Genomic DNA, 12,003 nt, shown 5'->3' on the forward strand with positions numbered 1-12,003 from the left:
GGAGTGTTGGCAATGATCGGCATTTGGAATGCGAGGGTGAATCGGAACGGTTCCACGTCTAAATTCATCCTTTCAATAGAAGAAAACGAAGGGTACACCCTTACCGTCAATTCGGAACCGAACCCTTCTTTCATCCTCCCGATGGAAGCAACGGTCGAAGGTAACCGTCTGGAGGCGACCGGGCGCTCCTTCTTTTCCAGCGATCCCGTAAAGGTCACGCTGGAATTCGAGGACGACCGCTTCGCCGGTACCATGACGATGCCTTTTGTCGGGGAGCTGCAGCTTAGCGGCGGGAAAGGAAGGGGCGCTTCCTTGGCGGAAGAGCTTATTCCGATTGTCGAGCCTTACCGGAAAGCGAACGTGAGCGAGCGGTCGGACGAAGATATTCGTCAGGAAGTCGAGAAGCTGATCGCCCGGATGTCCATCGCGGACAAGATCGGTCAGATGAGCCAGATCGGGGCATCCGACTTTTCCTTCGGGGCGGACGTCGATGCGGAACCTCCCGAGCGGATGGTTGCTACGGGCAAAGCGGGTTCGATTCTGGGCGCTTTTGACAGCAAGAGGGTATTCGAATTGCAGAAGATCGCAGTCGAGCAATCTCCGCTCCGCATTCCGCTGTTGTTCAACGCGGATGTAATTCATGGGTTTCAGACCATCTTTCCCGTGCCGCTTGCTTGGTCCTGCAGCTGGGACTTGGAAGCCATCAAGCAAGCGTGCGCCATCTCGGCCAAGGAAGCATCGGCATCCGGCACGACCTACAACCATGGTCCGATGGTCGACATTACGCGGGATCCGAGATGGGGCAGGGTAGTCGAAGGAGCGGGCGAGGATCCTTACCTGGGAGCGCTTATCGCCAAAGCCCAAGTGGAAGGCTTTCAGGGCGAGAGCCTGTTCGACCGGGAGACGATCATCGCTTGCTTGAAGCATTTTATCGCATACGGGGCGGCAGAAGGCGGCCGGGATTACAACACGGTCGATATTTCCGAAGGAACGCTTCGAAATGTTTATCTTCCGCCGTTCAAAGCGGGAATTGAAGCGGGAGCCGGCTCGGTCATGAACGCCTTCAACACTTATCAGGGCGTTCCGGTTGCGGGAAACGGCTACCTGCTTAAGGATCTGCTGCGAGACGAGCTTGGATTCGACGGCATGCTGATCTCCGATTACGGGGCGATCGAGGAAATCTTCATCCATGGCGCAGCCAAGAACGGAGAGGATGCGTCCAAGCAGGCCATGGACGCGACAATGGACATCGAGATGGTCACCCGCCTTTATGCGAATCATCTGCCCAAACTTATCGATCAAGGCCTCGTGAAGGAAGAACAGCTCGACGATGCGGTAAGACGCATTCTGACCTACAAATACAAGATCGGCATCATGGACGATCCGTTCCGGTACGTGCAGCCCGAGAAGGAGATGGAATACCACTTCAGTCGTGCGCATCTGGAAGCAAGCCGCGATCTCGCCCGCAAGTCGATCGTTCTTCTTAAAAATGACGGCGTCCTGCCGCTTCGCAATGACGGAAAGAAAATTGCGCTGATCGGTCCGTTCGCGGCCAGCAAGGATTTGCTGGGGCCTTGGCAGTTCTCCCGTTACGGCATCGAGACGGTTTCATTGAAGGAAGGGATTGCGGGCAAAGGTTTCGACCACCAGCGGTTATTCGTTGCCTCGGGCTGCGGGGTCGACGGCGAGCTTGTTGGCGGCTTCGACCACGCAGTCGCTTGCGCGAGCCAAGCCGATATCGTGATATTGGCGTTAGGAGAGGACAGCAATATGTCCGGGGAAGCCGCCTCGCGGACGGATATTTCCCTTCCTATCGTCCAGCAGCGTCTCGCCGAGGAAATCGTCAAGCTGGGCAAGCCGACCGTTCTTGTACTCACGAACGGCCGTCCGCTGGTGCTAGACTGGTTCGAGCAGAACGTGGACGCGATCGTGGAGACATGGTTCTTGGGTTCGCAAGCCGGGCATGCGATCGCGGACGCGTTGTTCGGCGACTATAACCCGTCCGGCAAACTGACGATGAGCTTTCCTCGACACGCCGGTCAGGTGCCGATTTATTACAATGCCTTCAATACAGGCCGTCCGGTTACGCCATCGAACATGCATACGAAGTTCATTTCGAAATATTTGGATTGTTCGAACGACCCCTTATATCCGTTCGGCTACGGGCTCAGCTACTCATCGTTCGACTATTCGGAGCTGCGTTTAGACAAAACGGGCATAACGCGAACCGATGCGTTGACCGCAAGCGTCACGGTGACGAATACCGGCGCATATGCGGGCGAGGAAACCGTCCAATTGTATATTCAAGACCTGCACGGAAGCGTGGTGCGTCCGGTAAAGGAGCTCAAAGGTTTTCGGAAAATTCGCCTGGAGCCGGGAGAAAGTCGGATGGTCTCGTTTATGGTGACCGAAGAAGACTTGAAGTTTTACGCCTCGGATCGGAGCTTCCGGGCGGAGGCTGGCGCTTTCCGGCTATTCGTCGGCTCGAATGCGAGGGATGTGCAAGAGGCGGCTTTCGAACTCGTCTGATCTTAGATTTACGATAATAACCGAAATGGAGAGGATGCAGAATGGAACGCAATCTTAAACACCTGATTTCGCAAATGACTTTGGAGGAGAAGGCCGGCATGTGCTCCGGTCTCGACTTCTGGCGGCTCAAAGGAGTCGAACGACTCGGGATTCCGTCCATCATGGTGACCGACGGCCCGCACGGGCTGCGCAAACAAAAGGAAGGCGCCGACCATGTCGGACTGTTCAACAGCGTACCGGCGACATGCTTCCCATCGGCGGTCGGCGTGGCCAGCTCTTGGGATCGCGAGCTGATCGAGAAGATGGGTCGGGCGCTCGGCGAAGAATGCCAGGCGGAGGATGTAGCCGTACTTCTTGGACCTGGCGCGAACATCAAGCGTTCTCCGCTGTGCGGAAGAAACTTCGAATATTTTTCCGAGGATCCTTATTTGTCCTCGGAAATGGCAGCCCACCATATACGCGGCGTCCAAAGCCAAGGTGTCGGCACCTCGATTAAGCATTTCGCCGCAAATAACCAAGAGCATCGCCGGATGACGTCCGATTCCGTCGTCGACGAGCGGACGCTGCGCGAGATTTACCTGGCAAGCTTCGAAGGAGCCGTCAAGAAATCGCAGCCATGGACGGTTATGTGTTCCTACAACAAAGTCAACGGGGCATTCGCTTCCGAGAACGACTATTTGTTGACGGACATCCTGAAGGACGAATGGGGACACGAAGGCTTCGTCGTATCCGACTGGGGAGCCGTCAACGAACGCGCTGCCGGCTTGGCTGCCGGCTTGGAGCTCGAAATGCCGACCAGCGGCGGAACGGGAGACCGGAAAATCGTGGAGGCCGTCCGCGCCGGAAAGCTGTCCGAAGAGAAGCTCGACCGAGCGGTAGAAAGGCTGCTTCGCATCATTTTCAAAGCGGTAGACCATAAGATACAGGATGCGGCTTATGATGCCGAGGCGCATCATCAGCTCGCGAGAGTCGTTGCCCGCGAGAGCATGGTTCTGCTGAAGAACGAAGGCAAGCTGCTTCCGCTGGCCAAGGAAGGCAGCATTGCCGTGATCGGCGCTCTGGCTGCCGCGCCGAGATACCAGGGCGGCGGAAGTTCCCATGTCAACCCGACCAGACTGGAAGACATCCGGGAAGAAATCGTCATGGCGGTGGGTAGTGCAGCAAACGTTTTCTATGCCGGCGGCTATGAGCTGGACAACGATGCAACGAACGCGGCGTTGGTCGAAGAAGCGGTGCGGGCCGCGAGCGAGGCGAACGTAGCCGTCCTATTCGCAGGATTGCCGGATCGTTACGAATCCGAAGGGTACGACCGGACCCATCTTCGCCTGCCGGCGAATCAGATCGAGTTGATCGGAGCAGTGGCTGAAGCGCAGCCGAATCTTGTAGTCGTACTGAGTAACGGCTCGCCGGTGGAAATGCCGTGGATCGGAAGCGCGAAGGCTGTACTGGAAGCCTATCTGGGCGGTCAGGCGCTTGGAGGCGCGATCGCCGACCTGTTGTTCGGCGATGCGAACCCTTGCGGCAAGCTGGCCGAAACGTTCCCGCAACGGCTCGAGGACAACCCTTCCTACTTGTACTACTTCGGGGAAGGGGATCGGGTAGAATACAGGGAAGGCGTATTCGTCGGTTATCGCTACTATGACAAGAAGAAAGTCGAACCTTTATTTCCGTTCGGCCACGGTCTGAGCTATACGAGCTTTGCGTATTCCGAGCTTACGTTCGCGAAGCAGGCCATACGTGACGACGAGACGGTCGACGTACATGTAAAGGTAAAGAATACGGGGGATCGAGCCGGCAAGGAAATCGTTCAGCTGTATGTCCGCGAAGCGGCAAGCAAAGTCATTCGTCCGGATAAGGAGCTGAAAGGCTTCGCGAAAGTGGAGCTTCAACCGGGCGAACAGAAAACGGTGACGTTCACGCTCGGCAAGCGGTCGTTTGCCTACTATGATGTCGACCGGAAAGATTGGCGCGTGGATACCGGAGCTTTCGACATCCTGATCGGGAGGTCCTCGCAGGACATTGCCCTCTCGGCTGCCATCCGAGTGGAAGCAACGGCGAATAACCGCATGAAGGTTACGCGCAACTCGACGGTCGGGGATCTGCTCGCCGATCCGGCGACGCAGCCGGTTATCACGCAAATTTTGAAGGATCAAAACCCTTTCGGCACATTGGGCGATACCGGAGATGCCGCGGAAATGATGGAGGCCATGATGAGATACTTGCCGCTGCGCGCCTTGATTGCTTTCAGCGGGGGGGCGATGTCGGAGGGACAGCTCGAGGCAATGATTTCGCGGTTAAACGGAACGAATGCCTGAAAGAAAGCTCAGAAAAGAGGAATGCCGGAGCACTTGCTCCGGCAATTTTTATTGAAATCAGTTGTTGCTTTTCCAATAATCGATTACATCATTAAACTCATTATACTTGTCTATTCCATGTTTTCGGCATTACTTTGCGGGACTAGTGGCCGGTTGTCCTTTAGCAGATGCTGTCTGACCTGCCGCAAAGTCGATCGGCTCTATGCCTTCCGCGCGCCACACCGTACCTCTTCGCTCGTACTCGAATAGCTTTTCTACGGCATTCGCGATTCGGGGCCCTAACTCTCGCTCGACCAAATGGAACGCCACGTCTAGTCCCGATGTCACGCCTCCTCCGCTCACGAGGCGAGGACCATCTTCAACGACTCTTGCATCGATCGGAATAGCTCCGAAAGCTTTTAAGGCAGCCATGCCAATAGCATTCGTAACGGCATACCTATCTTTCAACAAACCCTGCATAGCCAGCAGCAATGAACCCCCGCATACGGTAGCTACCGTGACTTCCTTATTCTTAAAAGCTTGTCTCATCAAAGCCGTTAAGCTTGTCTCCTTGGCTTGCCTTAATAGATTCGGGACCGAATCTTCCGAATTACCCGCCGGCTTACCGGCAGCCCCAGGCACCAATATAATGCCCGAACGATTGGGGTCCAATTTGGCTTCTGCTTCGAGGGAGGGCCCATTCATACCGCTCGGTACGGAACGCTTGCCTTCTGCCGACACTAATTCCACGGTAATCGCTTCTCCCGAGTACATGCCTGCGGCAGCGAATGCTTCATAGGGCGCCAATGCGTCCAGCAGATCGAAACCATCGAATAATACAATTTGAACATGTATGCTTTTGCTCTTGTCCTTGGATGCATCATTGCTTTTAGTAGTTTTCGCGTTTGCCGATGGGGCAACTAGAATTATAACGAGCGCAAACGACATGATTAATCCCAACATTCTTTTCATTTGTATATCAATTCCTCTCTGGATTTTAAGATTGTTCTGATCATGACTTCGGGAATGATCAGAAGCAGCGCGAGGGCGCCATAGACGCCAACGGTATAGCTGTCAGCGTAATCGAAACCGAATGCCTGTCCAAAAAGAAAAGCGACAAGATGAATCAACATGTTCGTAAAACAAAAGGCGTAGCTTCGGATCATCCAGTTCCGGTGCCTGACCATTCGTTTCTTTTTGATTTGGACGAGCGCCGTGATGGTGATAATCGGCCATATCATATTTATGACGTTGAACCCCATACTGGTGATCTTTCCTCCGGTGGCGTAAGGCGCCATATAACCGGAAGTAACCACGACAAGAAGGACGGACGCGATATAAACATAGCCGTTGATGCGATGAAGCTTATGGCTTTTCTCGAATATTCGGGCAGAAAAGTTGAGCAGTCCCGACGCCATGGCCAGGCATGCAAGTGCGACGTGAACGTACATCACGTTTAACCAGACCGGAAGATCAAGCGCATGCTTAAGCCCGGTTTTATGGCTTAGAAATGCCTCGGCTCCGGGATCAATGATGTAATTTTTCGCCAAGGCGTAAAGGATGAACAGAATGCTGACGCAGGATAATATTTTGTATAATCGTTTCCGATTGATCATGTGGTCCAATATCGTACCTCCGCGGTTCCATAGTTAATACCCATATCCATCATTCCGGGTTAGGAAATTCGATTGCCTGATAATTTGGATGCCGGCAAAATACCGGCCTTGGCAATGCCGGTCATGCGGTCTCCAACCACGGAAACTTCGAATTTCAGATTTAAGCGCATAGGTTTCGTGATTCGAAGCGACCATGCAAGCTTGTTGTTCTGAAGCACGGGGTTGATCCATTCGACCGTCTCGTCGTCTTGTGTTGCCGTGCCTCGGATTCTGCCTTCGCTTGTCGATATCGAGAGCTTGACCTGCAGTTTCCCGACAGGCGTAGCGATTGTCGTATCCCAATCCCCGTTGAACAGAGACGCCTGCACGATTTGGTTATCTAGAACCCCGCCATTCGTTACCACTGTGTCTGCCGCGTTGTTGGATTCGTCGCTCCTCCGTGTTATAAGACGGTCAGGCGCCACTCCTGTTTCTCGCCAAACCGTTCCCCTTCGTTCGTATTCGAATAACTGTTCCACCGCATGCGCGATACGCGGTCCAAGCTCGCGTTCCACCAGGTACAGAGCTACATCGAGTCCGGAAGTTACGCCGCCGCCGGTAACGAGGTTGTCGTCATCCACGACGCGTGCCGGGACGGGAATCGCTCCGGTTGCTCCAAGTAAATCCATGCCCAGATGGTTCGTTACCGCCGGCCGGCCTTCCAGCAATCCGCCCATGGCCAGTACCAGAGAACCGCCGCATACCGTAGCGACTATGATGTCCTTTTGACGGAGCGCATGCTCAATCATTCCTGTTAATTGCGTGTTCATGGCGCGGCCCAGAATAGCCGGGACGGAGTCAGGGCCATCTCCTTCGACGTCGCCGGATGCACCAGGCACGAGGATGATGCCCGGCGCTGCCGGGTTCAGACTGCCGCTTGCTTCGATTTTTAACCCGTTGATGCCGCTAGTCACGTGCCTCGGCCCTTCGGCGGTGACGATTTCCACGCTTAACGCGTTGTCGGCATGCATGGCAGCGGCACTAAAAACCTCGTAAGGCGCAATGGCATCCAGAAGGTCGAAGCCATCGAAAAGCACGATTTGAACCGTCAACATGAGTAAATCCTCCTTATCCCAATCAAACTCGTTCGCAATAGAATCATAGCAACCGAAAATCTCAATCAAGGTTGTGAAACAGTCACAAAACAATAAACAAACCGTCACAAAACATAGAGCTTCGATTGTTCCGGCAAAAAAAATGATAAACTGGTTGGAAAGGTGGGATATCCATGGGCGTATTCAATACGATACTCGTCGTAGACGACGACACCAGTATCGTTGAATTATTGAGGGACTTTTTGGAAAATGACGACTTTCAAGTGATAACCGCTTGCGATACCTCTGAAGCATGGGCCTTGTTTCAGCAAAGCCCCGTGCATTGCATCGTTCTGGACATCATGATGCCGGGACAAGACGGATTCGACTTATGTCGTCGGATTCGGAAGGAGAGCAACGTTCCGATCCTTTTCTTAAGCGCCCGCAGCGATGATGTGGACAAGATTCGAGGGCTGACTCTCGGCGGCGATGACTATATCGTCAAAAGCGCGTCCCCGGGAGAGATTGTGGCCAGGGTAAAAGCGGTATTGCGGCGTTCCGTTTCCCGGCAGCGAATGGATGAAAAAACGTTGGATTATGGACGCATTAAAATAAATCTGTCCGCGAGAGAAGTGGCAGTGGAAGGGGAAACCGTAGTGCTCACACCGAAGGAATACGAGCTGCTGCGATTGTTCGCGGAGCATCCCAGACAGGTTTTTTCCTATGATCAATTGCTTGAAAGGTTCTGGGAAGGGGTGGGCGACAAGCATACGATTCGGGTTCATCTCAGCCGGCTTCGGGACAAAATCGAACCCGACCCGAACCAACCGCGGTACCTGGTCAATGTATGGGGAATCGGATATCGCTTCGAGGGAGGTTAAGATGGGGACGATTCGCATTCGCGCGTTTACTTTGCTTTGTTTCTTCTTCATCCTTACGCTGCCGTGGATGTTCTACGTTGCCGCTCATTACTTGGAAACAAACACGTTTAGCTTCGCGGAAGAGCAGTCGCATAACGAATCGTTGCAAAAACATTTGACCGAGACGATTCGCCTGATCGAATCGAACACGGACAAGTGGAAGGAGCCGAATTGGCAAAAACGATTGCGCGCCAAAGCGGGGGAAGCGAAAATGGATGTCGTGCTATTATCGGCGTCGGATCAGGAAATGTATCGGTCTAATTCGGATTCGCATCGCGCTTTTGCGTCAACGGAAAAGTTTTCTATCATAGAGGACGGTCAGTTGATTGGTAAGGTTGTCATTTATTTGCCAGAGACAAATACGATCCCGCTCGTTGCGATGTTTGCCGGTCTGTTGCTGGCAATCTTTATTTTTGCTGTTGAAATGCGGAGATACCTTGTAAAACCTCTCGAGAGGATGAGCCTTGCGGCTAGACAGATCGCGGCAGGAGATTGGGATGTGCGGTTGCCCGATTCCCGAATCACAGAGATCGCCGAAGTACGCGATGGATTTGACGTTATGGTGAAGGGACTTCAAACCTCTAACCGGAAGCAAGTGGAATTGGAGGAAGAACGCCGGTTCGTGATTGCCGCCGTCGCCCATGATTTACGAACGCCGTTGTTTGCATTACGAGGTTATTTGGATGGCCTGGAACAAGGGATTGCTCAATCGCCGGAAAAAATAGCGAAGTATTTGGCGGTATGCAAGGAAAAGTCGGCACAATTGGATCGGCTGGTAGAGGATCTGTTCACCTTTACGAAGATGGAGTATTTGGAGACGAAACTGAACAATGTGACAGTTGATCTGACATCCGTGCTTCGGAAGTCGATCGAAAGTCTGAGACCGCTGGCCCTCCAAAAAAACATCTCGATCTCCAGTCAATTTACGGACGATTGCATGATTAACGGCGACACGCATTTATTGGAACGCGCCATGAATAATCTTTTGGATAACGCCGTCAGACACACGTCTGCAGGCGGAGAAATTGTTGTCCGATGTTACATAGACGGCAGTAAGGTGAAGTTTACGATACGCGATTCAGGGCCCGGTTTCTCTTCGGAGGAGCTGCAGCGCGTGTTTGAACCTTTATACCGTGGCGAAATATCCAGGAATCGATTAACCGGAGGCAGCGGATTAGGGTTGACGATATCACAAAAAATTATGAGGCGTCACGGAGGCGAGCTTGCCGCACATAACCATTCGGAGGGCGGGGCCCTGCTGACCGGCTGGATGCCTGTGAACGATAGCGTTGCAGCCGTTTAGCTGTTTATGGATACGAAGGACGGAACAGAAACGGAAAAAAGCTTCCTTTAAGGCGCGAGCAGAATGAAATTAAAACATCGGCTTCACAAGGCGAGTCATCTCCTGTGAGGCCTTTTTTCTGTTTGCCGATCCTGATCCCGCAACATTTGCCTCCAAATCACCAAAAAAGAATAGCATCACAAAAAAAGCACATAGCGCTTTGCGCATAAAGCGTATCCCGACAAAAACTGGAGGTTTCAACGTTTGAAGGCGCTATGTTAGCTTGAACGTGCAGGGTAGACCTGAAGCAAGCAGCAGGAAGTTCAGCCAGTACCCCGACGAGGAGAAAGGAGACAAACATGAATCAACATGCAACGCTTGACGCGAAGCTGCCCGAAAGCAAGCGCGAACCAAGCCGCCGCCTATTTTGGAAACAAGTTTCTCGAAATCGCTTTCTTTATATGCTGCTGGTGCCGGTCGCCGCTTATTTGCTTCTTTTTAAATACGCGCCGATGGCGGGAGAGATTATCGCGTTCAAAAATTACCGCTTGGCCGACGGCATATGGGGAAGTCCATGGGTCGGCTTCGAGCAGTTCGGGAAGCTGTTCTCGAGCAAGGATTTTTATGCCGTGCTCAGAAATACGCTGCTGCTCAATCTGTACCACCTCATCTTCGCGTTTCCCGTACCGATCCTCCTGGCGATTCTGCTGAATGAGGTGCGAATCGAATGGTATAAGCGGACGCTGCAAAATCTGCTCTATATCCCGCACTTTCTTTCCTGGATCGTGCTCGGGAGCATCGTCATCGCGCTGCTGTCGCCTTCCACGGGCTTCGTCAGTTTTTTGATGAAGGGCCTGGGGCTGGAGCCGATCTATTTTATGGCGGATAAATTCTGGTGGCCGGTAACGTTCATTGCGTCGGGCATTTGGAAGGAAGCGGGCTTCGGCACGATTCTGTATTTGGCGGCGATGGCCTCGATCGATCCCACTTTGTTCGAAGCGGCCAAGATGGACGGGGCGAATAAGCTGAGGCAAATCTGGCATGTGACGCTGCCGGGCATCCGCAGCACGATTGCGATTCTGCTGATTCTGCAGGTCGGACGGATGATGGATGTCGGCTTCGAGCAGGTGTATGCTCTCCGCAATCCCGCCGTTACAAGCGTGGCTGAGGTCATCAGCACCTACGTCTATACGAGGGGGATCGTGAATTTGCAGTATAGCTATACGACCGCGTTAGGCCTGTTTCAGTCATTAATCGCATTGATTTTAATCGTATCGGTGAATCGGATTATTAAAGCATTGGGGGAGCGGGGCTTATGGTGACAAGCGGCAAAGCGTTGAAGAAGCCGCCCCATCGCGGAGGTTTTTCTTCCAAAGCATTTCACTGGGTAAATTATTTGGTTCTCGCGTTGTGCGCTTATGCGACGCTGTTCCCTTTCGTCAACATTATCGCGGTATCCTTCAGCAGCAGCCGGGCGATTAACGCCGCGGAGGTGTTCATGTGGCCGATCGAGTTCAATATGAACGCTTATGTCAATCTGCTGAAGGACGGCCAGCTGCTGGTCGCGATGAAAAATACGGCGTTGATCACGCTTGTAGGTACTGCGCTCAATATGCTGTTTACGATTATGGCGGCTTATCCGCTGTCTAAATCAAGGCTTAGAGGCAGAAACTTCATGCTCATGGCGATTTTGTTTACGATGCTGTTCAGCGGAGGGCTCATTCCGAATTTTTTGCTGATTAACAGTCTGGGGCTTGTGAATACGTACTGGGCTTTGTGGCTGCCGGCGCTTATCAGCGCCTACAACATGTTCGTGATGAAGTCCTTCCTGGAAGGACTGCCCGACGAGCTGGAGGAATCCGCGCAGATTGACGGGGCGGGCGACGCAACGATTTTATGGAAAATCGTCCTGCCTTTGTCGAAGCCGGTCATTGCGGCGTTAACGCTGTTCTACGCGGTCGGCTGGTGGAATTCGTACATGAACGTCCTTATTTACATCAGGAATACCGATAAGCTGTCTCTCATGGTGAAGCTTCACCAAATGATCGCGTTGGTCAGTCCGGACATGCTGCGCAGCGGCGAAGGCCTGATGCAGACGGTCATTACGCCGGAGGGAATCCGCGCCGCCGCGGTCGTCATTGCGATCACGCCGATCCTGTGCGTATATCCGTTCCTGCAGAAGCATTTCATAAAAGGCGTGCTGCTGGGATCGGTGAAGGGCTAGGAAAATAATAAGCTATCGAATGCGCATCAAAAGCGCGTTTTGATATAATAAAAACGATATTGCAG

9 protein-coding genes are annotated in these 12,003 nt (G+C 53.1%); 6 read left to right on the plus strand and 3 right to left on the minus strand.

Annotation, left to right across the window (positions count from 1 at the left end):
* Positions 1-12: 12 nt before the first annotated feature.
* Together bglX and J2T14_RS13250 are read left to right on the plus strand one after the other, a co-directional pair.
* On the plus strand, positions 13-2,529 hold the full coding sequence (bglX, locus tag J2T14_RS13245; protein ID WP_307471443.1) for a beta-glucosidase BglX: 2,517 nt from the start codon (positions 13-15) through the stop codon (positions 2,527-2,529).
* Between the two features lie 41 nt (positions 2,530-2,570).
* Positions 2,571-4,844 (plus strand): beta-glucosidase family protein, encoded by a 2,274-nt coding sequence (locus J2T14_RS13250; RefSeq protein ID WP_307471445.1) that lies wholly within the window; start codon positions 2,571-2,573, stop codon positions 4,842-4,844.
* A gap of 129 nt (positions 4,845-4,973) precedes the next feature.
* Here J2T14_RS13250 and J2T14_RS13255 read toward each other — a convergent pair whose 3' ends face one another.
* Genes J2T14_RS13255 through J2T14_RS13265 form a run of 3 tightly spaced genes read right to left on the minus strand, consistent with a single transcriptional unit; the run spans position 4,974 to position 7,533 of the window.
* Entirely contained in the window at positions 4,974-5,795 is an 822-nt protein-coding gene (locus tag J2T14_RS13255; protein WP_307471447.1) for a DJ-1/PfpI family protein, read from the minus strand.
* Positions 5,792-6,439 carry a DUF2306 domain-containing protein gene (locus J2T14_RS13260; RefSeq protein WP_307471961.1) on the minus strand — a complete coding sequence of 216 codons (648 nt, stop codon included), beginning with the start codon at positions 6,437-6,439 and terminating at the stop codon, positions 5,792-5,794. Before J2T14_RS13260 ends, J2T14_RS13255 begins: the two co-directional genes overlap by 4 nt.
* 59 nt (positions 6,440-6,498) lie before the next feature.
* Positions 6,499-7,533 (minus strand): DJ-1/PfpI family protein, encoded by a 1,035-nt coding sequence (locus tag J2T14_RS13265; protein ID WP_307471449.1) that lies wholly within the window; start codon positions 7,531-7,533, stop codon positions 6,499-6,501.
* Between the two features lie 173 nt (positions 7,534-7,706).
* Here J2T14_RS13265 and J2T14_RS13270 point away from each other — a divergent pair, with 173 nt between their 5' ends.
* From J2T14_RS13270 to J2T14_RS13285, 4 genes are all read left to right on the plus strand, one after another.
* Positions 7,707-8,393, plus strand: a complete 687-nt coding sequence (locus J2T14_RS13270) for a response regulator transcription factor (RefSeq protein WP_307471451.1) — start codon at positions 7,707-7,709, stop codon at positions 8,391-8,393.
* A 1-nt stretch (position 8,394) separates the two neighbouring features.
* Positions 8,395-9,735: a sensor histidine kinase gene (locus J2T14_RS13275; RefSeq protein WP_307471453.1), complete on the plus strand. Its 1,341-nt coding sequence runs from the start codon at positions 8,395-8,397 to the stop codon at positions 9,733-9,735.
* A gap of 338 nt (positions 9,736-10,073) precedes the next feature.
* Positions 10,074-11,036, plus strand: coding sequence for an ABC transporter permease (locus J2T14_RS13280; protein WP_307471455.1), 963 nt, complete (start codon positions 10,074-10,076; stop codon positions 11,034-11,036).
* Positions 11,030-11,938, plus strand: a complete 909-nt coding sequence (locus J2T14_RS13285; RefSeq protein ID WP_307471457.1) for a carbohydrate ABC transporter permease — start codon at positions 11,030-11,032, stop codon at positions 11,936-11,938. Before J2T14_RS13280 ends, J2T14_RS13285 begins: the two co-directional genes overlap by 7 nt.
* Positions 11,939-12,003: the final 65 nt, after the last annotated feature.

The organism is Paenibacillus harenae, assembly GCF_030812415.1.
GTDB lineage: Bacteria > Bacillota > Bacilli > Paenibacillales > Paenibacillaceae > Pristimantibacillus > Pristimantibacillus harenae_A.